This window comes from Paenibacillus sp. KN14-4R, assembly GCF_052180255.1.
In the GTDB taxonomy this organism is placed as follows: Bacteria; Bacillota; Bacilli; order Paenibacillales; family NBRC-103111; genus Paenibacillus_AM.
Window position 1 is genome coordinate 1,467,479 of sequence record NZ_CP197466.1, and the last position, 25,904, is coordinate 1,493,382.

20 protein-coding genes and 1 pseudogene are annotated in these 25,904 nt (G+C 43.8%); 19 read left to right on the forward strand and 2 right to left on the reverse strand.

What is annotated here, in order from left to right:
* Positions 1-14 precede the first annotated feature (14 nt).
* The 11 genes and pseudogenes from ACSBOP_RS06865 (at position 15) to ACSBOP_RS06915 (ending at position 9,487) form a co-directional block, all read left to right on the forward strand.
* Positions 15-683: pseudogene (locus tag ACSBOP_RS06865) on the forward strand (ABC transporter ATP-binding protein).
* A complete protein-coding gene (locus ACSBOP_RS06870; RefSeq protein ID WP_442603681.1) occupies positions 680-1,897 on the forward strand; it encodes an ABC transporter permease in 1,218 nt (405 codons plus the stop codon). The pseudogene ACSBOP_RS06865 and the gene ACSBOP_RS06870 overlap by 4 nt, the downstream one beginning before the upstream one ends.
* 10 nt (positions 1,898-1,907) lie before the next feature.
* Positions 1,908-2,699, forward strand: coding sequence for a hypothetical protein (locus ACSBOP_RS06875; RefSeq protein WP_442603682.1), 792 nt, complete (start codon positions 1,908-1,910; stop codon positions 2,697-2,699).
* A gap of 94 nt (positions 2,700-2,793) precedes the next feature.
* A complete protein-coding gene (locus ACSBOP_RS06880) occupies positions 2,794-2,997 on the forward strand; it encodes a hypothetical protein (RefSeq protein ID WP_442603683.1) in 204 nt (67 codons plus the stop codon).
* A gap of 138 nt (positions 2,998-3,135) precedes the next feature.
* Positions 3,136-3,840, forward strand: coding sequence for an ABC transporter ATP-binding protein (locus ACSBOP_RS06885; protein ID WP_442603684.1), 705 nt, complete (start codon positions 3,136-3,138; stop codon positions 3,838-3,840).
* Between the two features lie 12 nt (positions 3,841-3,852).
* On the forward strand, positions 3,853-5,058 hold the full coding sequence (locus tag ACSBOP_RS06890; RefSeq protein ID WP_442603685.1) for an ABC transporter permease: 1,206 nt from the start codon (positions 3,853-3,855) through the stop codon (positions 5,056-5,058).
* A gap of 99 nt (positions 5,059-5,157) precedes the next feature.
* Positions 5,158-6,126, forward strand: a complete 969-nt coding sequence (gene prmA, locus ACSBOP_RS06895; protein WP_442603686.1) for a 50S ribosomal protein L11 methyltransferase — start codon at positions 5,158-5,160, stop codon at positions 6,124-6,126.
* A gap of 10 nt (positions 6,127-6,136) precedes the next feature.
* The gene (locus ACSBOP_RS06900; RefSeq protein WP_442603687.1) at positions 6,137-6,835 is read left to right on the forward strand and encodes a site-2 protease family protein; all 699 of its coding nucleotides are present in this window, start codon (positions 6,137-6,139) and stop codon (positions 6,833-6,835) included.
* Positions 6,836-6,857: 22 nt separating this feature from the next.
* Positions 6,858-7,610 (forward strand): 16S rRNA (uracil(1498)-N(3))-methyltransferase, encoded by a 753-nt coding sequence (locus ACSBOP_RS06905; protein WP_442604406.1) that lies wholly within the window; start codon positions 6,858-6,860, stop codon positions 7,608-7,610.
* A 3-nt stretch (positions 7,611-7,613) separates the two neighbouring features.
* Positions 7,614-8,951 carry a tRNA (N(6)-L-threonylcarbamoyladenosine(37)-C(2))-methylthiotransferase MtaB gene (mtaB, locus tag ACSBOP_RS06910; protein WP_442603688.1) on the forward strand — a complete coding sequence of 446 codons (1,338 nt, stop codon included), beginning with the start codon at positions 7,614-7,616 and terminating at the stop codon, positions 8,949-8,951.
* 104 nt (positions 8,952-9,055) lie between these two features.
* Entirely contained in the window at positions 9,056-9,487 is a 432-nt protein-coding gene (locus ACSBOP_RS06915; protein ID WP_442603689.1) for an NUDIX hydrolase, read from the forward strand.
* A 26-nt stretch (positions 9,488-9,513) separates the two neighbouring features.
* Here the strand turns inward: ACSBOP_RS06915 and ACSBOP_RS06920 are convergent, their stop codons facing one another.
* A complete protein-coding gene (locus ACSBOP_RS06920; protein WP_442603690.1) occupies positions 9,514-10,494 on the reverse strand; it encodes a Na/Pi cotransporter family protein in 981 nt (326 codons plus the stop codon).
* Between the two features lie 120 nt (positions 10,495-10,614).
* Here ACSBOP_RS06920 and ACSBOP_RS06925 point away from each other — a divergent pair, with 120 nt between their 5' ends.
* The 6 genes from ACSBOP_RS06925 (at position 10,615) to ACSBOP_RS06950 (ending at position 17,921) form a co-directional block, all read left to right on the forward strand.
* Positions 10,615-11,982 (forward strand): class I SAM-dependent rRNA methyltransferase, encoded by a 1,368-nt coding sequence (locus ACSBOP_RS06925; RefSeq protein WP_442603691.1) that lies wholly within the window; start codon positions 10,615-10,617, stop codon positions 11,980-11,982.
* Positions 11,983-12,297: 315 nt separating this feature from the next.
* Positions 12,298-12,951 (forward strand): FusB/FusC family EF-G-binding protein, encoded by a 654-nt coding sequence (locus ACSBOP_RS06930; protein WP_442603692.1) that lies wholly within the window; start codon positions 12,298-12,300, stop codon positions 12,949-12,951.
* Between the two features lie 196 nt (positions 12,952-13,147).
* The gene (locus ACSBOP_RS06935; RefSeq protein ID WP_442604407.1) at positions 13,148-15,499 is read left to right on the forward strand and encodes a YcdB/YcdC domain-containing protein; all 2,352 of its coding nucleotides are present in this window, start codon (positions 13,148-13,150) and stop codon (positions 15,497-15,499) included.
* Positions 15,500-15,620: 121 nt separating this feature from the next.
* Positions 15,621-16,667, forward strand: a complete 1,047-nt coding sequence (locus tag ACSBOP_RS06940; protein ID WP_442603693.1) for a class I SAM-dependent methyltransferase — start codon at positions 15,621-15,623, stop codon at positions 16,665-16,667.
* Positions 16,668-16,801: 134 nt separating this feature from the next.
* Positions 16,802-17,701, forward strand: coding sequence for a ComEC/Rec2 family competence protein (locus tag ACSBOP_RS06945; RefSeq protein ID WP_442603694.1), 900 nt, complete (start codon positions 16,802-16,804; stop codon positions 17,699-17,701).
* Positions 17,702-17,708: 7 nt separating this feature from the next.
* Positions 17,709-17,921, forward strand: coding sequence for a DUF3006 domain-containing protein (locus tag ACSBOP_RS06950; RefSeq protein ID WP_442603695.1), 213 nt, complete (start codon positions 17,709-17,711; stop codon positions 17,919-17,921).
* 91 nt (positions 17,922-18,012) lie between these two features.
* On the opposite strand, the gene ACSBOP_RS06955 is transcribed toward ACSBOP_RS06950, so the two are convergent.
* Positions 18,013-18,231 (reverse strand): hypothetical protein, encoded by a 219-nt coding sequence (locus ACSBOP_RS06955; protein WP_442603696.1) that lies wholly within the window; start codon positions 18,229-18,231, stop codon positions 18,013-18,015.
* A 179-nt stretch (positions 18,232-18,410) separates the two neighbouring features.
* Here ACSBOP_RS06955 and addB point away from each other — a divergent pair, with 179 nt between their 5' ends.
* Positions 18,411-21,980 (forward strand): helicase-exonuclease AddAB subunit AddB, encoded by a 3,570-nt coding sequence (addB, locus tag ACSBOP_RS06960; protein ID WP_442603697.1) that lies wholly within the window; start codon positions 18,411-18,413, stop codon positions 21,978-21,980.
* Positions 21,964-25,902, forward strand: a complete 3,939-nt coding sequence (addA, locus tag ACSBOP_RS06965; protein WP_442603698.1) for a helicase-exonuclease AddAB subunit AddA — start codon at positions 21,964-21,966, stop codon at positions 25,900-25,902. The genes addB and addA overlap by 17 nt, the downstream gene beginning before the upstream one ends.
* The last annotated feature ends 2 nt before the right edge of the window (positions 25,903-25,904 follow it).

Below are 25,904 nucleotides of genomic sequence, written 5' to 3' on the forward strand. Positions count from 1 at the left end.
AACGTATGATCGAAATGCGGGGTGTCAGTAAATCGTTTACGGTGGGGGGAAACAAATTACCGATTTTGAGCGTCGCTAATTGGCAGATCCAGCAAGGTGAACGCATGGCTCTGATTGGCCCTAGTGGCAGTGGAAAAAGCACACTTTTGCATCTTCTTAGTGGTGTAATCTCGCCAGATCAGGGTGAAATATCGGTGGATGGGGAGCCGCTGCATCAGTACTCGGAAGCAAAGCGCGATCGCTACCGGGCGGAGAAGGTTGGTTATATTTTTCAGGATTTTCACCTCATATCTTCGCTCACGGCAAAACAAAATGTGGAACTCATCGTCCCACAGGACTGGTCGAAGAAGCAAAGCAGCGAGCAGTTGGATTTCTGGTTCGAGCGTGTAGGATTGAAAGATCGACAACACCACCTTCCCTCTTAGTTATCTCGCGGTCAGCAGCAGCGGGTAGCGATCATTCGTGCATTAATTCGGAAGCCTCAATTGGTATTGGCAGATGAGCCAACAGGTAGTCTGGATTGGGAGACTGCTGGTGATATCATGACACTTTTACTGGAAATATGTGAGACGGAGAAATTGACTTTGCTTACGGTTACTCATGATTTGCATTTAGCAGAGATGTACCCCAAACGTGTGCATATCCAAGAACTAAATGAAATGGCTAGGAGAGAAGTGGTATGAAATTGATTTCGTTGCTTTGGAGCAATATTCTTCACCGTAAAACCCTATCACTTCTAACCATTTTTTCGGTTGCTATCACGGTAGCGCTAGTCGTATTTCTATTACTTTGTAGTCAAGGGGTCGAACAAGGAGCGGAAAAAGGTTACGGTCCTTTTGAAGTAACGATCGGAGCGAAGGGGAGTGCTACACAACTCGCTCTAAATACGTACTACCATATTGGTGCTCCAACGGGTAATATTCCATACTCCTTGCTAGACGAGTTGCGGAAAGATGCTCAAGTAGATAGCGCCTATGCGATGACAACTGGGGATAATTACAATGGTTTTCCGATTGTCGGGATGGAACAGGGCTATTTTGTAACACGATATGGCTCCGATAAGATGATGGCAAAAGGAAAACTCTATAGCAAGCTTGGCGAAGCCATAGTCGGTTCTCATGTAGCAAGTACATTGGGGCTGAAGGTGGGGGATACATTCCAAGGTGCTCATGGGCTTGTTAAAGGTGCAGTCGATGAGGAAGATGATAACCACGATGCTAGTGCTGGGGAGCATCACCATAGCTTTTCTTATACAGTTGTAGGCATATTACCGTCCTTATTAACTTCTGATGACAGGGCTATTTTTACAACGCTGGATTATGCGTGGGCTGTACATGAAAATCAACAGAGTGATCAAAGGGAAGTTACTACTCTACTAGTAAAGCCGAAGTCGTTACTCGGTGCGCAATCGATCAAGACGAAGTTTGGTCAGGTTAGTAACGTTCAAGCGATCTACACGAGCAAGGCAGTTGCTGATGTCGTAAATGTTGTAGATAAAGGTACGCAAGCATTAAGTGTAGTCACGATCATATGTATTTTACTTGCCGCTGGCTCGATCTTACTTTCATTAATTGCGGCTGTGAACGAGCGCAAGAAAGATGTGGGGCTATTACGATTGATCGGGAAATCCAAGAAATTTATCTGGGCATCGCTCATTGGTGAAGGGATTGTATTAACACTAATTGGACTAATAGCAGGTTTATTGATTGGTCATGTAGGAGGGTTCTTAAGCCGTGAGGCGGTATTTGAGTTCTCAGGGCTCCAAATTCAATCGTGGGAATTGATGCCAGGCGAGTGGCTTCTTGTAGCAGGTACGTTACTGATCGGTCTGTTAGCTTCAATTGGACCGGCGTTACAAGCGTACCGCGTGGATCCTCTCCAATTATTTAGGTCGTGAGGTGATGGGATTGAACATAACGAAATATATGGTGTGGATTGGAACTGCAGCCCTTCTAATCACAGTGATGGGGTGTGGGCAGAAGAAGATAGAAGCTGGAGGTGAATCCTTTGGAAGTTCGATTGTGACGGCAGTTCCTTATAATTCGACAAGCCCTGCTCCGAGTCCAACAGCAAGCCCAAAGGCTTCTCTTGTTGATGAGCAACCAAGCACTGTAGCATCGTCGTCTTCGCTTCCTGCGGCAGAGGGGAATGCAACCAAACAGACAATAGAAGAACATCCAGTGGCCAAACAAGCAGAACAGCCGCAAACAGTCGCAAAATCTTCTTCATCAAGTGATAAGCCAGCTAAGGGGACGGACCAGAAGGCTACCTCAGCGGTCAAGCCTCAGCAGGTGGATGTGCAGCCAAGCACCAAACCGAAAGCACCCAACTTATCCAATGAAATTAACTGGTCACAGTTTTTTGACAATGAGAAGCAGGATCAACCATCGGAGCGTTTCTGGGATATGAGTGGTAAAACCGTTCAGATTAAAGGTTTTATGGGTGAGGTACTTTCTTTTGACAAGCATTGGTTTCTTCTCATCCCTAAACCAGGGGCAGAGTGCCCGTTTGATAACGGGAACGAGACCTATTGGAATAAAATTATGATCGTTTTTGTTCCCGACAGTGTGAAGCTTCGTTACACTTCCGGTCCGTTGATGATAACAGGTAAGCTGGATGTCGGTATCAAGATGGATGAGTCCGGATATAAAACGATGTTTCGTCTATATGATGCATCTTTTGAGAAAATGAAAGAATAGTTGTTCGTAAAATTTTATTTTGGAGTAGGAATATTTAACGAGCAGATCGCAAACAATATAAAGGTTATTTTAGTAATGGAAAGGAGGAACGAAGATGCCAAACGAAATGAACAAAAATGGTGCAGGCGCAGCAGGAGCAGTAGGAGCAGCAGCAGGACAAGCTGCAGGTCAATCACGTTCTTATGCAGCAGATGCTGGCAAGAATGAAGATGTAGAGTTTGCAGCAGATGCAGCAGATGCTGCTGATGTTGCTGCAGCAGCACGCGCAAAAGCTGCGGATGCACGCCAAGATGACTAACCTCCAATTTTGATTGCCAAAGAGTTACCCAAATCGTACCTGCTTATAAAGGCAGGTACGATTTTTTGTCTTTCTGTGCGATAATATCAAATGTTATGATTTTATTCGTAATAGATCGAAAAGGCAGGGGAACCGAACATGAACGAATATGCGTTACAGGTGCGAATTGATCAAGCAGGCTACAGTAAAGATCAAACGACCATTCATGATATTGTTTTTTCGCTCAAACGGGGGCAATTAATAGGTATTATTGGACCCAACGGTGCAGGGAAAAGCACGACGATAAAAGGAATTCTTGGACTACTAGCTCATTGCGAAGGAGATATCGCTTTTGAGACTGAACATGCGAAATTCGCATATATTCCTGAGCATCCAGTTATTTATGATGGCTTAACGATGTGGGAACATCTCGTGCTTGCGGCATCCGTGTATGAGATGCCACAAGAAGTGTTTGAAGAGCGTACAGAATTACTGCTTACGCGTTTTAAGCTAATGGAGGCGAAGCACGAACTTCCGGCTAACTTTTCCAAGGGGATGCAGCAAAAATTGATGCTCATTATTGGGTTTCTTAATCAGCCGGATGTGTATATTGTTGACGAGCCTTTTATCGGTCTGGACCCTCATGCTACAAAGGATTTATTAATGATGATTAATGAGGAAAAAGAGCGCGGTGCAGCTATCCTTATGTCAACACACGTGCTGGATACAGCAGAGCGAATATGTGATGGTTTTGTACTTATATCCGGTGGGACAGTTGTCGCTCAAGGTACTCTCGATGATATTCGCGAAATATGTGAAATGCCAGAAGCTGCCCTATTCGATTGCTTCCATAAGCTGGTTTAGGGAGGGCATGTGATGAATGTAAAACAGTTATTCTTACATCGAATCCGGTACAATGCAAAATTTCAGCTTCGTGTCATTTCATTAATTATTGATTGGATAATTGCCTTATATCTTATTGTTCCACCTCTTTTGATTGGAGGTTATCAATACGTACAGCTGTGGAAACAGCCTCCGACATGGTTTGTGTTTATTATTTTACCGATCGTTCTTCTGGTTATTAAGTTGGTAGGCAGTGTTGGGAACAATCGCTTTTTTATTGAAGGTGCAGATCAATTATTTATCCTGCATCGTGATCGCTGGTATAAAGGAATTATGCGGTATGGACTTGTCTATTCCTTCTTTATTCGATTCGTGATCGTCACAGTCATTTGTGGGATATTTGCCCCTTGGTTCTACGCGCAACTGGGATATAACGGTCTGCAGTTCGCCAGTCTGGTTGTGGGTGGGACAGTTTACATATGGATTGAAAAGATTGTGAATGATTTCATTGGGTTTAAGTTCAAAGGATGGATGTTTTACTTGATTCAGATACCATTAACATTGTTCGGCATCTTATTATTCATTGGAGGGGGTTACTTAATAACGAATTTCCCTTGGATAGCAAGTGGGGCTTCTTTATTGATGTTACTCCTGATCCCTCTGGTCGGTCGCTGGAGGTTAGCTTGGCAGGGTACTTTCTACGAGCAAATAGACAAAGAGCTTGAAATGAAGACTCGGTTATTGTCTCTTATCATGATGCAGGTTGATGATAAGAAAAAACCAACCAAGCGTAGACGAGCGCTGCTCTTTCGTAAATCGAATCGTTTGTTCCGAAAATACACACCGATTAAGGGTGTTGCGGAGTGTTTAATCAAAGCTTTTATACGTGATGGAAAGCAGGTAAGACTATACTTACAGTGCATTATTCCAGTTTGCGGCGCCATGTTCTTAATTCCTGTTTTTGCAAAATGGATCTTATTTGGTGTTGTATTCATCATTCTTAATATCTGGATGCGTGTGTGGACAAAAAATGCGCTGAAAGCTGATTTCCTGCAATTATTCTCTATATCCGATCGATTTAAGAGTGACGTGATGGAATTAACTTCGTATTGGCTTGCAAGTCCGGGATTGCTTTTGGTAAGTGGAGTTATCGGGGCTGTTACATGGGGTTGGTTCGGGTTATTCCTTACAATGATCGGAACAAGTGGGATTCATTATGGATTGAACAAGTGGTACTAATTTTTAAATACATGGATGAGGGTTGCGTTTTACCCATAAGCGTTTGTATAGTACAATAAGCAAGATAACTGAAACATGAAATCGGAGGCAATGTGAACGATGCGTTGGCATGAACTTACAGTCAATACGACAGAAGAAGCAATTGAGATGGTAACGAATTTTATACATGAACTAGGTGCTGGTGGAGTATCAATCGAGGAATCAGGTACGCTCAATAAAGAACGTGACACCTCTTATGGCCAGTTGTATGATAAACCATTCAATGACATTCCAGAGGGCCGTGCGGTCATCAAAGGATATTTTTCCACAGATGTAGACATGGTTGAAGTTCTTGAAGTGTTAAAAGAACGTGTAAATGAATTAAAGGATTTCAATATTGATACGGGCGCTCCTACATATGACGTTCGTGAAGTAGACGATGAAGATTGGGCAGATGCGTGGAAACAGTATTTTAAACCCATGCGGATTTCAGATCGTCTAACCATTAAACCGACTTGGGAGGAATATGAGGCTTCCCCTGGAGAGATCATTCTAGAATTGGACCCAGGAATGGCATTCGGTACGGGAACACATGCCACAACTTCCCTTTGCTTAAAAGCACTTGAGAAAGTAATCGCTGGCGACGAGGATGTTATTGATGTAGGTACAGGTTCGGGTGTGCTTTCGATTGCAGCAGCGAAGTTAGGTGCCCGTCAGGTGCTGGCTGTGGATCTTGATCCTGTGGCGGTGACCATCGCAGGTGAGAATACGAGCTTGAATGGGCTTGATTCACAAATTACGACGAAGCTCAGTGATTTGCTAGGTGTACTTAAAGAAAGTGAATCGGGTGCTGCTTTAAATGTAAAACTTCCTGTGCAAGTAGTGGTGGCTAACATTCTAGCGGAGATCATTCTTCTCTTTATTGACGATGTGTACCAAGTTCTGGAATCGGGTGGACGTTACATTACGTCAGGCATTATTATTTCGAAGGAGCAGCAAGTTGTCGATGGGCTTGTTGCAGCTGGCTTTGAAATTGAAGAGAAACAGTATGATGGTGATTGGGTTGTATTGATAGCGAAAAAACGGTAGGTGACGAAGTTTGAGTAATTTTTTAGCGTTTCCTTTAGATCGAATTCCATTTGTGCTGCTGGTGCTTATGATTTCATTTAGCGTCCATGAATTTGCACATGCGTATACAGCAACTAAATTCGGTGACCCAACACCGAGAAGCATGGGTCGTGTTACCCTAAATCCAAGATCACATTTGGATGTTTTGGGTACGATTTTGTTCGTACTATTTGGAATCGGTTGGGCGAAGCCCGTATTAATTAATCCATCCCGATTTAAACGTCCGCGCTTGATGTCTATTCTGGTGTCGGTTGCTGGACCTGTATCGAATTTAGTCCTTTCATTTGTGACGCTTGCTGTGTTTTTTGCGATGATCAAATGGGGATGGATTAACAGCTGGTCAGTAGGTGCGAAGGATGCGGTGCTCGTTTTCATTGGCTACATGGTAAAGTTGAATTTATTCTTGTTTATTTTTAACTTGATTCCGATTCCGCCACTTGATGGTTACCGTATTTTATCGGACTCTTTGCCAAGACGTATGGCGATGCAGCTGCGCCCTTATGAGCAATGGCTGTTTTATATTATATTGTTGGCTGTATTTATTAAGCCGATCTATAATGTTACGTTGGGTCCAATTTTTAAGCTGCAATGGGTCATATTGGATTTGTTCAGTTCGATTTTGGAGCCGTTGTTCCATTTAAGAATTCCGATGGGAATATTTGGTCTATAAGAGAGTAAAGGCAGAGATGAGTATGCAGCGATATTTTATACCTAAAGAACAATTTAACGACGACTCTGTTACGATCACAGGTGATGATGCTCATCATCTGGTACGTGTGATGCGTGCAGAGATTGATGATGAATGCATCTGCTCCAATGGCGAGGATCGAGAGGCAAGGGTTCGAATTGTCGCAATTGATAAGGGTAGTGTTACTGCGAATATTGTAGAAATGCTCCCACTAGCTGCTGAAGCACAAGTAAAAGTGTGGATAGCGCAAAGCTTGCCTAAGGGAGATAAGATGGAACTTGTCATTCAAAAAGGTACCGAGATCGGTGCGGCAGGTTTTATTCCTTTCGTATCAGACCGTACGGTCGTTCAATATGACGCGAAGAAGGAAGCGAAACGCGGTGAGCGTTGGAACAAAATTGCGAAGGAAGCTGCGGAACAAGCGCATCGTAATCGTGTGCCAAACGTGGAGTCTGTGCAGAGCTGGAAAAACTTTTTGAATAAGATCACCGATTTCGATGCGGCATGGATTTGCTACGAGCGTGAAGCGGGCCTATCTTTTCGACAGTTGGTACAGAAAAGCTTAACGTCATCTGAGCAACCTAAAGTGTTGTTAGTTATTGGTCCTGAAGGTGGATTTACAGAAGATGAAATTACAGAAGCCGAGCAGCGCGGATGTGTGTCGGTGTCACTTGGTAAAAGAATACTACGAACTGAGACTGCCGCTATGGTTGGCTTATCTTGCATTTTATATGAATCTGGAGAAATGGGGGTTTGACGAATGTCGTCAGTAGCATTTCACACACTTGGGTGTAAAGTGAATTTTTACGATACAGAAGCCATCTGGCAAATGTTTAAGCATGAGGGATATGAACAGGTGGATTTTGAACAAACCGCTGATGTGTATGTCATTAATACATGTACAGTAACAAATACAGGGGATAAGAAGAGCCGTCAGATGATTCGTCGTGCGATCCGTCGTAACCCGGAAGCGATTATCGCAGTTACTGGTTGCTATGCGCAAACGTCACCTGCTGAAATTCTTGCAATTCCTGGGGTTGATCTCGTTATTGGTACGCAAGATCGTGATAAAATCATGACTTACGTGAATGAAATTAAATCCAAGCGCGAACCGATTAATGCCGTTCGTAACATTATGAAAACTCGCCAGTTCGAAGAACTGGATGTACCTGATTTTGCAGATCGTACACGTGCATTCTTGAAAATCCAAGAGGGCTGTAATAACTTCTGCACATTTTGCATCATTCCTTGGTCCCGCGGACTTATGCGATCACGTGAGCCTGAAAGTGTAATCAAACAAGCGCGTATGCTCGTTGCTGCGGGTTATCAGGAGATTGTTCTAACGGGTATCCACACAGGCGGTTATGGTGAAGATATCGACAACTACTCACTTGCTAAGCTGCTGTGGGACTTAGACAAAGTGGAAGGCTTAAAGCGTATTCGGATTTCCTCTATTGAAGCGAGCCAAATCACAGATGAAGTACTTGAAGTGCTGGCTAGTTCGGATAAAATGTGCCGCCATCTCCATGTGCCGCTTCAAGCAGGTAATGATACGGTACTTGGACGTATGCGTCGGAAGTATACAACAGAAGAATTTGGTCGCAAAATCGAACTCATTCATAAAGCGATGCCCGATGTCGCGATTACAACAGACATTATCGTAGGTTTCCCAGGTGAAACCGATGAGATGTTCCGTGAAGGCTTTGAGTTCATGCAAGCCATGAAATTCTCGGAGATGCACGTGTTCCCTTATTCACAACGTACAGGAACACCTGCTGCACGTATGACAGATCAAATTGATGAAGAAGTAAAGAACGAACGTGTTCACGAGCTCATTGATCTTTCTGAAAAAATGCAACTTGCATACGCGGAGAAATTCGTTGGTCAAACACTGGAAGTTATTCCAGAACGCGCTCATAAAGGTGATGAAGATGGCCTTGTTATGGGTTATACAGATAATTATATTCAAGTTGTATTCCCAGGCAGTGAAGATTTAATTGGCCGCGTGTGTCAGGTGAAGCTGATTGAAGCGGGAGTTAATGAGTGTAAAGGGGAGTTAGTTGGCGTCGTACAGCTTGCAAAAGCCGCTAATAACTAAGTTTTAGATACGAAAGAAGGATTTCATAATGCCAATTGGCAAAGTGAAATCCTTTCTTGTTGGTAAAATAGAATTCCTACTATTCATGAAGAGGTGAAAGAAGAATGTTGGAAATCTCAGCTGGTGGCGTTGTGTATCGCAAGGTGGATAACAAGCTGCAAATTCAAATGATTAAAGATCGTTTTGGTAAAATGACCTTGGCCAAAGGTAAAATGGAGCTGGGTGAAACCGTGGAACAAACCGCAATTCGTGAAATCTGGGAAGAGACCGGTATTACAAGTGAAATCCGTGACTTTTTGGAAATGATCAAATACCAATTCACACACCCGGAAAAAGGTGTCATCGATAAGGAAGTCCATTACTTTCTCGCAGAAGCGATCAGCGGCGAAACCGTTGCCCAAATCGAAGAAATTGGGGAAGTTCACTGGTTAGAGCCTTTAGCGGCATGGCACGAGCAATTAAACGCGGGCTACGACAACAATGACTCTGTCCTGCGATTGGGTCTGCAAAAATTAGGTGTAGTTGTTGACGTATAGTCTCTTATGATAAATGTTTTGTAGGCTCATACTCGCTTCCTTAGCTTGATATAGCAAAATGGCAGTGCCATTAGCGAGCAGCTCACATTAAATATCGTCTGTGCTCTCGCAATTTGCACAGCCGGTTCTGCTGAAAATGTTGCCGCTGCCTGCGCTAATTCTGCAACAAATGGGAAAAATAATAGTGCGCCAAGTAAGTTAAGCCCAATATGCGTCCATGCTACAAAAGTACTGGCACGAGTTCCGCCAATTGAAGCCATCCAAGCTGTGACACAAGTGCCGATATTCGCGCCGAGCGTCACGGCAATCCCGAGTTCGGGGGATAAACTATGTGCCGCTGCTAGGCTCATCGCAATCGCAATAACAGCCGCGGAGGAATGGACGAGTGCTGTCACACAAGCACCCGCAAGTAGTGCCCAGCCAAGAGACTCTGAAGCATGTTCAATGAACCAAGTAAATAGGCCATGGGCTTGTAGAGCAGGACCGATACTTTGCATGATCTGAATACCAAGCAGGACAAGTGCAAAACCGGCTAATGCACCAGATCCGCAGCGAACCGGGAGCATCCATTTCATCATGCCAGTTGAAGTTGTTTCAGTTTCTTTCCTATCACTCTTATGAGCATGCATCAGCCATGTAGCAAGCCAGATGCTCGCAGAACCGATAAGCAAAGGTAGTCCAACCTTACCGAGACTTGCGCCTATTAACTCAGTGGTCAGACAGGCTCCAATATTGGTTCCAAGAATGATGCCTACTGTTTGGGCAAAGCGTAGAATACCTGCATTAACTAGACCAATGACGATGACAGTAATAGCCGATGAACTTTGAAGCAAAGCGGTTAGGACAGTGCCTGCTAACAAGCCGCGAAGTGGAGTGCGAGTCAAAGTGGCTAACCAGCGTTCAAGTGAAGGTCCTGCCCAATTGTGCAGTGCCCACTCCATTGACTTCATTCCGAATAAAAACATCGCCATACCAGCAAGCAGCGGTACAATGATTGAATTAAACATGGTTGGTTCCTCCAAGTACTACGGTCTTGTCCTATCAATATATGAGACAACTTGGCAGAGCATAACCAAACCTAATCATGAAAAAATAGGTTTATGAATTGAAAAAGGGGAGGCTGTTTGATGACAGCAGTATATCTACATAAAAAAAGAAAACCGCGTATTGAAGGCGCACACCCATGGGTGTTTGCTTCAGAAATCGAGCGTGTAGAAGGGGAGCCAGTTCCAGGTTCCATCGTAACCGTTCGTAATCATGTAGGCATGTTCCTAGCAGCGGGTTATTATAATCCCAAGTCACAAATTACGGTTCGTATTATGTCGTATGAAGAACTTGAAGACACGAGTGTAGAGTTCTTTGCAGAGCGTTTCCGTCGATGCCAAGATCATCGTGCGCGTTTTGTACCAGGCGCAGATGCTTGTCGTCTTGTATACGGGGAAGCCGATTTCTTGCCGGGCTTAATCGTGGATCGATTTGGCGACATTCTGGTTGTGCAAATCCTAACACTTGGCATGGATACAAGGCGTGAACAAATTGTCCAAGCACTCGTTGAAGTGTTTCAACCAAAAGGCATTTACGAACGCAGTGATGTCAGCATTCGCAGCTTAGAAGGTCTTGAAGAAGTAAAAGGATTACTTTATGGTGAATGCCCGAGGCATGTCCAAGTTACAGAGAACGGCCTCATCATTGAAGTTGATATTGTAGAAGGTCAGAAAACAGGCTATTTCTTTGATCAACGTGAAAATCGTGCAGCAATTGCTCCTTTAATGATCGGCTGGGGCAAGCGCAGTGGTATTGAAGTCCAAGAAGTAGAACAAGACGGCGAAATTAAACCATTACCTGTTAACGCGAATGGTAAAGTTGTTACGTTCCCATTCTGGGATGGCGCTAATGTATTGGAATGCTTCTCACATACAGGTTCATTTACACTGAACGCTTGTCAGACAGGTGCTAAGAAAGTAACTTGTTTGGATATTTCTGAACATGCAATTGAGAGTGCACGTCGCAACGTCGCATTGAACGGATTTGAAGATCGTGTGGAGTTTGTCGTAGCCGATGCATTTGATTATCTGCGTGAACATTCCAAGGGACTTGATCAACGTAAGCAATGGGCACAAGCAAGTGAAGGCAAGATCGACACATCTAAGCCTCTTGCTAAAGGTGGACGCACTTGGGATGTCGTGATTCTTGATCCACCTGCCTTTGCCAAAACAAAAGGCGCTGTAGAAGGAGCTTGCAGAGGTTATAAAGACATTAACCTTCATGGTATGAAATTGGTGAACGAAGGTGGCTACCTCGTAACAGCTAGCTGCTCCTACCACATGAAACCGGAATTGTTCCTTGAGACGATTCATGCTGCTGCAGCGGATGCGCGTAAAATTTTACGTTTAGTAGAATTCCGTGCTGCAGGTAAGGATCACCCACGAATTCTGGGAGTAGATGAGGGGAATTATTTGAAGTTCGCTATTTTTGAAGTGCGCAGCAGAGGATAATTATTTTTCATATGTGTTTTGGAAAGGAGAGCAGACCGTGGTGTTACGGTTTGCTCTTTTTTTATCATTATATTGTGAATGTACTGAAATTTTTGTAAAATACTTATAATGTAATGGCGAGGGAGTTGGTAACAATGGCAATTCGCGATTGTCGGATTGGCACAGTCTCATGCAGAGCCTGATTTAGAGGCGATACTTTGCATGGGCGTAACATTTTTAACTATAAATCGCCTGAATGAAATGTAATCGTTTCTAATAATGGGCTTTGCACCTTATTTTCATCATTCATCACAACAAATAAGGGGCTGGGCTAAGATGTGTGAACCATTTATTAGAAACCATGAATATAATTTTATTAAGAAACAAGCAGGTACACTGCTGCAAACCATAAGAACAGTTGCCGATCTCAAAATTGTGCAATCCGTAAGGGGCGATTCCGTTTCCAAAATCGTGGAACTGTTTCCAAGTGGAACTGATGGCCAGAAACAAATGCTGGAATCGATTTCTGGACTTGAAAGAGCGGATGATTTTCAAAGGTATCTGAATACGTTAGAAGCGTATTTAGTAGATTTCCCCCAAATAACACCCAAACAGATTCAGAAGCTTTTTCCTAAGAACAAAAAGTTAAGAATGCCTGATTTAGGAGCCATAGACAATCGATTTGTCACTTATCTTGGCTGGAACGATATCGCAACCAATAAGTTGTTCATGGTGTATCATTTAAATGGACATTTCATCGGTGTAGAGGGCAGGTTTACTCCGACCCACAAGAAAAGCTATTGCTTTTTGTGTAATCGTTATGAAGAGCTTGCTTTATTTACGGCGGTATCTAAAAAAAGACCCGCACATGCTTCCTCTGATTACTATAAGGCGGTAGGAAATTACATGTGTATGGATAGTCAGGAATGTAATAAGAACATTCGAGATACTTCAGCTTTGGAGAAGTTTATTGGTTCTGTATTAGGTTGAAATAGCAAGTGAGAATAGAAGACTGGAACTCCAAGTATTTTAAGGGGTTCCAGTCTTTTTTTATTATGACTTTGCCGTTTGTAACGGATTACTATTATTTTAATTTTTCTTGCAACTTTTTACATCGCCCAAACGTAGAATAGATATGGAACATTTTTCCTAATAATCGAACTAGGGAGTGAATGGCTTGAAAGAAATGAAACGAACGCTTCGTACGCTAAGCAAAGCGATGTTTACGACTGTGATTGGAGTTAGTTTATTAGCTCCAAGTGCCGCGCTTGCTGCGGAACATACAAGTGGTAGTCAAACTGTAACAGCGGTTTCACCTAATGCAAGTGCTGATTCTAAAACTGCAAATTCAAAACCAAAGTACACCGAAGATAAAGCAAAAATTTCTAAAGAACAAGCTGTTTCTTTAACAAGAAAATTGTTCCCTAAATTAAAGGATGCTGAGGCTCAGAGTGTGCAATTTGGTATAAATAACCAGTATCCACGTCCAGATATGAATGTATGGACCATCGATTGGCAGCTCAAAACAACCAATAATGGCAGCCACGGTTTTAACAGTACAATTGCTGCTGATACGGGAGATTTGTTAAGTATGTACGTGCCATACATGGAAGAAGATCGCAATCAAACCTATTATCCTCCTAAGGTTACGAAAGATCAGGCACGAGAAATAGCGAAATCGTTTATCGTACAGGCATCACCCTCTTTAAGTGCGAAAGATTTGGTTGAAGGTGAATCTCCATTTTACGCATATGATACGGCCCTATTTGGTCCGGTCAATTACTCATTTCAGTATGATGTTCTAGTGAATGGTGTCGCTGTAAAGAATGGTGGAATTAATGTAAATATTGATGGTGACGGTAATGTGATGCGTTTCTTCAGGCAAGCACTTGTAAGTGAGTATCCATCATCTACACCTAAGGTAACACTCGAACAAGCAACGAAGTATGCCAAAGAGCATCAATCTGCTGAGCTTCAATATATTCTTGATCGAAGAACGTCTGGCGTACCTACATCGTATCTAGGATATGTTCCAGTAATGACTCCAATTGACGCGCAAACGGGGCATTTTGTAGAGAATGGAATGGGATATGAGATCCTTTCTAGAAATTACAAAAATGTACCTGCAACGGAGCATACATATACAGGAAAGTCCGATAAGGCTGATCTAACTGCAGAACAGGCTGCTAAACTTGTAGAGGATGCATTCGGAATTCCGAAAGAGAAGAAATTACTTCGTCAATCTTTTCAAGCTGATTGGGGAAATATTAACGGCAAGTTGTGGCAATTGAATTGGGGTGATGAAGAGCAAGGACGCGGATTTGGATTTGATAACCAGATTAATGCAGCGGTTCAAGCCCAAATGGGGTATGTAAGTAATTATTTTAATAACCAATATTCACCTAATAATCTAGGTTCGAAACAGGGGTCAACACTGCCTGCAATTTCGAGAGAGGAAGCGGAGAAACGGGTCATTATTCTTCTAAATCAAGTGTATCCGAACGCAAGTAAGGAATTGAAGCAAGTTGTAATTCCTGAAACAACAAGTAAAAATACACCAACAAATTATCAATTTAACTTTCAGCGCTTTTATAAGGGTATTCCGATCAGTGGAGATACCGTGAATGTTAACATGGATCTTCAGGGGAACATCAGCAATTACTTTGTCACAAGGAATGAGTTAAATGAAAAGTATTTAGATAACTTAAAGCCAAAAATTACAATGGAACAAGCACTGGAAAAAATATGGAAGAATACAAAGTTGGAACTTCAATTTTTACCATCTGGTGGATATTACGAAGGTAATCCTCAAGAATCAGCAGCGATGAATTTGGCCTACAGTCAATCATTGAAAGAGAATCCGAATACAACGATTATTGATGCAGTAGAAGGTACTTGGAAAAAGCAATGGTATGGAATGCCTGATGCAAGTAGATCATCGGTCAAACCAGTTGATGTTACAGGGCATTGGGCTCAAAAAGAATTGGAGACCTTAGTTCAATATAAAGTTCTTAGTACGGATGATGCAGGGAAAGTTAACCCGAATCAAGTGATTACCAGTGGCGATTGGTGGACGATGATGATGAAGGCGATCTCACCGCAATATTTGAACTACGGTGGATCGAATGAAGTTAAGCAGCCTTTTGCTGATGTCGACGAGAAGAGCCCTTATTATGACGCTGTCCGTTTTGGCGTTCAATTCAAATGGCTCAAAGCAGATGCTTCAAAAAAATTAGAAGCAGATCAAGAACTGACACGTGAAGCATTTGCTACTAATCTGATTAAAGTTGCGAAATATAGCAAGTTAACCACGGAGTTAGCTACAAAGATACCAAGCTTACCTTATTCTGATGCGAGTCAGATTGCGAATAAAGGGGACGTCTGGTTAGCTGTTCAACTTGGTTTGTTAAAGACAAAAGATGGCAAGTTCAATCCGAAAGATAAAGTAACCAAAGCTGATGCTGCGGTAGCGATAATGAATTTGGTTTATTTGCAAGGGAAGTTGGATCAGAGTGTCTCGTCAAATTACCCTTTTTAAGTTAAAGTCACCGTCTCTTTTGAGGCGGTTTTTTCTTGCATATAAAGATTTGCTGGAAGGAAAAGAACGTCTCTCTTTTGAATATATTGCAATAGGGATTGAAACATGGGAGGGACTCTAGATGGCAATGGAAGTGAACATGAACTCGCATCCGTACTCTGAGCAGGATTATGAACATTCGGAGCTATTACCCTCATATCGGGTGGATTTACGAAATGCAAGGAACGTACGATTGGATCGGTTTTTCAAAGCTAATCAAGTGCATGATTGGTCGCAGATCAATTGGAAGATGATTGGTAAGCCCTATGAAGTGAAGAATATGTCTGAGGAGCGTCTTAGATGGGAACGAGAGCATAGTCAGAGTATGCCGGTCAAGACGTCTTGGGAAACATTCAATCGTTCCTTTCATGAATGGTTTGAGAAGGATGTTCCAAGTGAATTGGCGGAAGCAAGACAATCGTTCGTGCGGCATATGGGGCGGTTTCAAATGAAGGAAGTAAAGCGTGCTTTGAATCATGTCATTTCGCTAAGTTTATGGAATTATGCGCATCGCATCAAGGATGGGATATGGGATCCGCGTGGCAAGCGAGCATTGTTCGAAGGACTTGATGTGCACAAACCTCGAATTTTATTCTTAGGAGCCGCCGAAGGATATGAAGCGATGCAGCTGCATGCCATGTATCCTGGGGGGGAAGTTGTACTCGTCGATTATGATACGTATTGCAAGACACATCGGTTTGCTGATTTTCCAAATACGTATCCGTTTCTTGGTGCGAATCCAGCGACGGGAAGCTCTAGAGTATGGTACAAAGATCAGATGAACATCCACTATATTGTAGATGATATTCGTAATCTTTCTTTTGGAAACGAGTTCGATATCGTGCTGAGTGTTGGATTACTGGAACATTTTCCGGATGAGCACAAGGCTGAAGTGATGGAATGGCACCGAAAATTTTTAAAACCTGGTGGGTATGTAGTTATGACGACGCCGCGCAATCAGATGAGTTCTCGACTATTTTACAAAATCATGGAAGATGTCATGAACCACACGTACCGCGAACTCATGGATATCAAACAAATGGGTTTATATGTGTACGAGAATGGCTTTGACATATTACGTCATGGATTCATTAAAGTGCATAATGGGATCGTAGCGAAACCTCATTAATCGCATATGGCTAATATTTTATTGCCCAAGGAATCGATCTTTGGGCAACTTTTATGATATAATAAGAACAAATGTTCCATTGCGTGCATTTTGTACATACATAGAGTCAGTCATAAGGGAGAATTGCGATGTTTATGAAAAAATTAATCATGTTCGTTATCACATGCTTGCTCGCGTTCAGCGTAGCGGGTTGTTCCAATCAAGTAATCGAACCAAAATCCACACAATCGGATATGCATTCAAGTGCCAAAAAGCTAAAAGCCGAGGCTGCCGGGAAATTAGGCGTATTTTATTTGGATGTGGGTCAGGGCAGTTCGCAGCTGCTAATTTCCCCCTCAGGCAAAACGATGCTAATTGACACAGGGGATGTAGATAAGGAACAACTCATGCTGAATTACATGAAAGAGTATGACATAAAGAAGATTGATGTACTCGTACTGTCTCATGCGCACGCGGATCATATTGGAACAGCTAGTGCAATCATTGATCAATTGGATATCGGCAAAATATATATGCCTAAAGCAGGCAATACAACAAAAACTTACGAAAATGTGTTGAAATCGATCAAGAATAAAGGGCTGAAAGTATCAACAGCCAAAGCAGGAATTACACTTGATTGGGACGAAAAGGTGAAGGTACAAATGCTAGCTCCAGTTCAACCCTCATATGAGGATATGAACGATACAAGTGCGGTCGTTAAAGTGACTTATGGCGCTACGAGCTTCCTCTTTACAGGTGATGCTGAAAAACAGAGTGAAACGGATATGCTGGAATCTAAAGCAGATTTATCTGCAACGGTACTTACTGTAGGGCATCATGGTTCAAGTACCTCGACATCAGCTGCATTTTTAAAAGAAGTAAATCCAAAAGTCGCAGTTATTCAAGTGGGTGCAGGTAACTCCTACAACCATCCGACAGAAGCTGTACTCAAACGGTTAGATAAAAAAGGAGTTAAAGTGTATCGCAATGATCAAAATGGAACAGTGAGTGCTGTTTCCGATGGGAAAGATGTCAAATGGGCGACAGAAAGGTAGTGTGTTCATGAGAGGGATCGTGGATCGTATCGAAGAGAATTACTTTGTCATTGAAATTGATGGGGTTAACCATGATATACCGCGTTTGCAAGTTTCCGATCATGTGAAAGAAGGGGATACGGTAGAACTTGAAGACGGGATTTGGGTGACGAATCGCAAACTGACAGAGGAACGCGCTCAATCTATTCATAAGCTGATGAAAGACGTCTGGGAAGATTAACTAGCTAGAGCAAGCTCATACGCGCATAAACAAATAAAGGCAATCCCTAGGTGGATTGCTTTTCTTCATTTGCATATAGATGATTTTCTTATTAAATCGGGCCCATTCCATCTAGACGATTGTTCTTCTTATAGCCATATAAGAGTTCTTCAATGGTGGGTGTCTTGGTTTTTTTACTAGATGCTTTCTTCACTTTAGGTAGTTTCTCTGTATCAGAAAGCTTAGGATCCGCTTTTTCTGTATCGTTGGTCTCTATCTGTCCTAGCAAGCTCGAAATGGCGGAATTATCTAAGTTTGAGAAATTAATCATGTTGTTCATCTCCTGATGTATTCGGGTTCAATAGAATAACCATCTTATTCTACCAAAAGTAAACTCATTATTACAAGAACGAAGTTGCGAGATTTGGTATTTAATGAAAAAGAGTTTGTCCTGTTTGTATGTTAAAATAAATGGAATGAAATTGAGGTCGGAAGGAGTGAGGTTTCACAATGGCTGTTAAGTTTGTAATCGGTCGGGCAGGCAGTGGAAAAACCCGATATTGTATAGATCAAATCCGAGAGCATTTGATTCGGGAACCGGAGGGTTCTCCGCTTATTTTACTTGTTCCACAGCAATTTACATTTGAAGCGGAGCGGGAACTTGTGTCAAAGGACGGAGTAAGTGGCACGATTCGTGCGCAAGTACTCAGCTTTCATCGACTTGCTTGGCGAATTATGCAAGCTGAAGGCGGGACTGCACGTATGCCAATTGACGAGATTGGTAAAAAGCTGCTGCTTAGACGTATCTTGCAGCGTCGTCAGGGTCAATTGAAGTTTTATGCGGGAACACAAGATCAACAGGGCGTTATTGATCGAATGGACGAGTTATTCACAGAGTGGAAGCGGTATGGGATGCTTCCGCTGCAACTTGAGGAGCGAATGACGAAGGGACGGCACCACTGGGAACATTCACAGTCATTGGAGCCGAAGCTTCAAGATTTAATGATGGTGTATCGTGAGTTTGAAGAGGAGCTTAAGGCACAGTACTTGGACGGAGAAGATGTACTGACGTTATTAGCTGAGCAGGTTATTAATTCGGAGTGGCTCTCCTCTGCTCAAATTTGGATCGATGGGTTTCATGGATTTACACCGCAGGAAATGGCGGTTATTGAACGTCTCATGATTCGTTGTCCGGAAGTCTCGATGACGTTTTGTTTGGATCGCCCATTTTATGATTATGATGACTTGGATGAACTGCATTTATTCCATCCTACAGCTAGAACGATGCGGCAGCTGCAGCGAAGTTTAGTTAATTATGGATTGCCGACACCGCTTATGGTTGAACTTGCTGATAAGCAGCATCCGACACGATTTACGGAAACTCCGATGCTTGGATTTCTAGAGAGGAATTTTGACCGAAATGCAGGTAGGGTTAGATTTGATAAGAAGATTACCGATCATGCCCCACTTGTTATTGCTGAAGCTGCTTCGCGTCGTGCAGAAATCGAAGGTGTATGCCGAGATATGGTGCGTCTTACCCGTGAAGAGAATGTTCGCTGGCGGGATATGGCTGTAATGGTTCGGAATATGAACGAATATGGCGAGCTGCTGTCTGTGGTGATGCGTGATTTCGGTATTCCACATTTTATCGATCAAAAGAGATCGGTTCTGCATCACCCTTTAGTTGAGTTTATTCGATCAGCTCTGGAGGTCGTCAATCATCAATGGCATTATGACGCCGTATTTCGATGTGTGAAAACAGACTTCTTGCTCCCGTGGGGACATGAGAATAGTGAGAGTAGACTTCGCAGAAGAATGGACCGTTTGGAAAATTATGTGCTTGCCTTTGGGATAAAAGGCAGCCGTTGGACAGATGACAAGAATTGGTTGTATCGGGAACGAAGATCGCTTGAGGGCCCTGAAGAAGAGATGCGTGAAGATGAGGAGCAAGCTCTTGCAGAAATTAACGACACACGCCGCTGGGTAGCGGTCCCACTCGATCATTTTGCGCGAAAATTAAAAGACCGATCACAAGTCAGAGGAAAGGTTGAAGCTTTGTTTGAGCTGCTTACAATTTCACATGTACCCGATCGTTTGGAGCGATGGAGTCTAACAAGTAGTGAGGCAGGGCAGTTAGAACAAGCACGGGAACACACCCAATTGTGGGATCGGGTTATGGATGTGTTCGATCAGTTAGTAGACATGCTGGGTGACGAGGAAGTATCAAATGAATTATTCGCGGACTTGGTGGAAACGGGGCTTGAAAGCATATCGATGGGACTTGTCCCGCCTTCTTTAGATGAAGTGCTTATCGGAACTGTGGATCGGACTAGATCAGGTTCGGTGACGCATGCTTTTATTCTTGGAGTGAATGACGGTGTCCTCCCAGCAAGGTTAAGTGAAGATGGATTGCTGACCGAAAATGAGCGTGAGCTGCTGCAGCAGGCGGATATAAGTATGGCTGACAGCGCAAAGCGAAAATTGTTGGATGAGCAGTTCCTCATTTATAACGCGATTACGTCCGCAAGTTCGTATTTATGGCTTAGTTACCCGCTTGCAGACGAAGAAGGGAAAGGTTTGCTGCCGTCTGAAGTGATGAAGCGGATTCGGTACTTATTCCCTCAAGTCGTGATTAAACAGTTGGCACTCGAACCGACGAATTTTATGTCTGAAGATGAGCTGATAAGCTATTTATCTCATCCGCAGCAAGCATTCTCCTTCCTAGGTGTTCAACTTAAGCGCAGGATGCAGGGAGAGGAAATGCCAGATGCGTGGTGGGAGGTCTATAATTGGCTGCTGCAAGATGAAGCATGGAGCGGGAAACTAGGTCGAATGGTACAAGCTCTACTCTTCGATAATCACGAAGAGCGATTACCTGCCCTAACAAGCCGCGAATTATATGGCACACATCTTAAAGCGAGTGTGTCTAGAATGGAGCGTTTTGCAGGCTGCCCATTTTCTCATTTTGTCTCACATGGTCTTCGTCTGCGGGAACGTCGGGTTTATGCGCTAGAAGCGCCTGATATTGGGCAATTATACCATGCTGCTCTAAGTGAATTTGCTCAGGGTCTGCAGCGCGATGGATTGGATTGGGGTGATTTATCGCCAGAGGATTGCTATGCGCGCTCTGCACAAGTGGTAGAGGAGTTGGCACCAAAGTTACCGGGGGATATCTTGCTTAGTTCGCACCGGTTCCGACATATTACACGGAAACTCCAAGATGTGGTGGGGCGCTCATCGGTCGTGCTTGCTGAACATGCGAAACGTGGGGAGTTTAAGCCACTTGCCACCGAACTCGATTTTGGACCTGGTCAAACGTTACCTCCGCTTGAATTTACACTTGAGAATGGCTGCACAATGGAAATTATCGGGCGGATCGACCGTGTAGATCAGGCAGATACAGATGGCGGCGTGCTGCTGCGCGTTATTGACTATAAATCTTCCTCTACGGCATTAGATATGTCAGAGGTGTATCATGGGCTGTCATTACAGATGCTTACTTACCTGGATGTGGTGATTACCCATGCGGAGAAATGGCTAGGCATAGAGGCGAAGCCGGCTGGTGTGCTTTATTTTCATGTGCATAATCCACTTCTGCTTCATGCGAATCGAATTGGTGCAGACAAGGCAGAGGAGGAAACAAGGAAACGTTTCAAGATGAAAGGGTTGCTTACGGCAGACACTGAAATTATTGGGATGATGGACAGCAGCTTGAAAACAGGTAGTGGACATTCTCAGCTTCTACCTGTTGCGATTACAAAAGATGGCGGTTTCTATAAAAACTCTTCTGTTGCAACAGATAAGCAGTGGAGGCAGATCCGTTCGTTCGTTAGAGGACAGATTAAACAAATTGGTACTGATATTACCGAGGGCGCAGTTGATATTTCGCCATATCGAATGGGGAATAAAGCGGCATGTATGCGATGTTCGTATCGTCCTGTCTGTCAGTTCGAGCCGAATTTCTCGGGCAGCCAGTATCAAGTTCGGAAGAAGCTGAGTGGAGACGATCTCTGGTCGGAGATTGATCGTTGTGTGAAGAAAGAAGCTGAAGGAGTGACGGAGTATGACAATAGAACATAACCCAATCATCATGCAGACGGCTCCAAGTAAGCCGCAGAATAGTACGTGGACGGATGAACAGTGGGAAGCAATCGCGCTTCGCGGAAGTGATCTGCTAGTCGCAGCAGCAGCGGGTTCGGGGAAAACGGCGGTACTCGTTGAACGTATCATTGGGCGAATTTCATCCGAAGACGCTCCTGTGGATGTCGATCGTCTGCTTGTCGCGACTTTTACGAAGGCTGCTGCGGCAGAGATGAAGGAACGGATTCGCGAAGCGTTGGAACGTAAGCTTGAAGATAATCCTCATTCCGATCATCTCCGCCGTCAGCTCGCGTTAATGGGACGCGCATCTGTGACGACGCTACATTCTTTTTGCTTAGAAGTGATTCAACGTTATTACAGTATGATTGGGCTTGATCCTGGATTTCGAATTGCCAACGAGACAGAGGGCGATTTGCTTCGCCAGGATGTCTTGGAAGAAATGCTTGAACAGTATTATGAAAATAGCGATGAGAATGCTCCTTTTTGGCAATTGGTCGATGGCTTTGGTGGTGAGCGCGGGGATGGCCCCTTGCTTGAGTTAATCGAACGGTTGTACGAGATTTCACGAAGTCAACCATGGCCGGAGCATTGGCTTACGGAAACTGCGGCAATGTTCGGTACTAGAGACGTCCAAACTACTCCATCTACGGGTATACAGGATGCGCTGCGGATGTGGCAGGAAAGTTTGCTCCCCATTGTAAGATTGGAGCTTGAAGGTGCAGCAGAACTGTATGTTCAAGCCATCAGATTTGCAGATCTGCCTAATGGACCTGAGCCCTATCTAGAAACATTTCATGAGGAATTAAGAGAAGTTCGGACGTTGATTGAATTAACGAATCAGACGTGGCATTCGGTTCAAGTGATGCTGTCGCAAATCCCTGCTCGTAGACTTAAGCCTTGCCGAGGTGATGAAATCGATTCAGGCTGCAAAGAGCAGGCTTCGGATTTACGAAAGAAGGCAAAAGCTGCGCTGGATAAGCTGCGTACGGAGTTGTTTGCACGTACGGAAGCGGAATATGCGGAGGAAGTGCAGTTACTTGCACCCATGCTGAGGACATTATCAGCGATTGTTATTGAATTTGGACAGCGATATCAAGCGGCAAAAGCAGATAAAGGATTGCTAGATTTCGGGGATTTGGAACATTATACGCTGCAAATCTTAAGAGATTCAGCATCAAGTCCTGTTCATACAGAACCCTCTCAAGCTGCACTTGAATATCGTACACAATTTGTAGAGGTACTCATTGATGAATATCAAGATACGAACCGAGTGCAAGAAGCGATCCTGGATTTAATCTCAAACTCTTCTCCTGGTAATCGATTTATGGTGGGGGATGTCAAACAGAGTATTTATAAATTCCGTTTAGCCGAACCCGGATTGTTCTTGGACAAGTATAAGTCATTTTCGGCGGGTGCTAGACAAGATGGTGTGAAGATTGATTTGGCGCGGAACTTTCGTTCACGGCTTGAAGTTGTGGATGCTGTCAATTTCGTCTTTCGTCAATTGATGAATGAACGTGTTGGAGAAATTTCTTATGACTCGGATGCTGAGTTGATCCATGGTGCTAGTTATCCGAATGCAGAGCAAGACTTTGCAGTTCATGTCACATTGATTGATCGCAGCAGTGACGTCGCTGGGGAGAATGACACAAGTGAGAATGATGAAACAGATGAGGTAGAGTCAAAGTCTGAAGATGGAGCAGAAGGAGAGAATCCATTTGCTGAAGCGCAGGAGTTAGCAACTGCCGAAGCAGAAGCAAGAACGATTGCACGGCATATTCATTCCTTGCTTCATCCTGAAACAGGCCAACCTTTCATGATTTATGACAAACAACTTAAAGGTATGCGTGAAGCGACTTACCGAGATATTGTCATCTTAATGCGTGCGACTTCCTCTTGGGCGCCAGCTTTTATGGAGGAATTGCAATCTCAAGGGATTCCGGCGTATGCAGATTTAAGTTCGGGTTATTTTTCAGCAACTGAAGTTGAAGTGATGATTTCTCTACTAAAAATAATCGACAACCCTTATCAAGATGTTCCGCTTGCAGCGGTATTGCGTTCCCCTCTTGTGGGATTAACTGCTGATGAGCTGGCTCTTATTCGTATTAAAGGCGGACAGAAAGTAAGTTTCTACGATACTTTGCGAGCTGCAGCTAGTCTAGAAAGTAGTGAGCAATCCGAAGATCGTGAAGTGGGAGCTGATGCGAGTTATTTGCAAACAAAGCTCAGGAATATACTCACTAAACTGAACGAATGGCGGACTGCAGCTAGACGGGGATCGTTGGCTGAATTGATCTGGAACATCTATCGCGATACAGGCTTTTATGATTTTGTCGGGGGCATGCCACAAGGTGGTCAGCGACAGGCCAATTTGCGAGCGCTCTATGATCGGGCGAAGCAATATGAAAGTACTTCGCTTCGTGGGTTGTTCCGATTCTTGCGGTTTATTAAGCGGATGCAAGACTCAGGTGGTGATTTAGGGACTGCTAGAGCACTAGGGGAAGGCGAGAATGTTGTACGCATCATGTCCATTCATAAGAGTAAAGGTCTGGAATTTCCGGTTGTATTTGTAGCTGGAATAGCCAAGATGTTCAATCAACGCGATCTCAATGAACCTTTTTTAGTGCATAAAGAATTAGGTTTTGGTCCAAGGTTTGTGGATGCCGAGTTGCGAGTTGCCTATCCAACATTGCCGCTGTTAGCTATTCGCAGAGCGATGAAGCTGGAAACACTTGCGGAGGAGCTTCGGGTGCTCTATGTTGCCCTGACTCGTGCGCGTGAGAAGCTTTATTTAATTGGAACTGTAAAAGATGCTGCGAAGCAGATGAGAGATTGGGCACGGCTAGCCCAGCATCAACCATGGAATTTACCAGATAATGAATTGGCAAAGGCAAAGAGCTATTTGGATTGGCTGGGTCCTGCTCTAATGAGACATAAAGATGCATCGCTATGGCGCGAATTAGGGGAATGTGAAACAGATTTGCAGATGGGAACTGTTGCCCAGGATCGTTCACGCTGGACGTTTGATATAAGGGCGCTTTACACTCTTTTCGAGTCGGAAAATGAAGTGGTTGATCCGACTGCTGGTGATCCTTATCTTACTGCGGTCCGAGAGGGTAAACCCGTTGATGTTCAGAAAATAAGCGACCCAATCAGACAAAGGTTGGAGTGGCAATATGCATATCCGTATGCAAAGACTTATTTTGGTAAAACGACCGTATCAGAAATGAAGCGGGTTGGAGAAGAGAAACGAATGGCGGCTGCTGGTGAAAGGGTAGAAGCGAGATTGGAATGGAAACCCGCTTCACTTTTGCGCAGACCCAGATTTCTTGAAGAGCGTAAGATGACCTCTGCGGAGCGAGGAACGGTGTACCATGCTGTTATGCAGAATCTGCCTCTAGAAGGGGAAATGCCTGATGAAGGGGTAGTTGAGCGTACGTTAGCGGGGATGATCGATCGTGAGATGTTAACGCCTGCTCAATGTGAAGCAGTAGATGCGGCGATGATAGTATCTTTTTTCCATACAGAGGTTGGGCAAAGACTTCTTAAAGCATCTGTTATTAGACGAGAAGTTCCATTCTCTTATGGTTTGCGTGCAGGTGAAGTGTATGGAGAGGCAGATCCGATTACAGCGCAGGAAACGGTATTGATTCAAGGGGTTATTGACTGTTTGTTTGAAGATGAAGAAGGGCTTGTGCTGCTTGATTATAAGACAGATCGCGTACATGGCAAGTCATTGGAAGATTTAGCGGCACAGTATCGGGTGCAGATAGAGCTATATTCGCGTGCGATTGAGCATATTTATCGAAAGCCTTTAAGTCGTAAATATTTGTATTTCTTTGAGGGTCAAGCTCTTGTGGATATGGATGAAGCGGTTAGGCGAATGGAGGGGAAGCAGTAGTC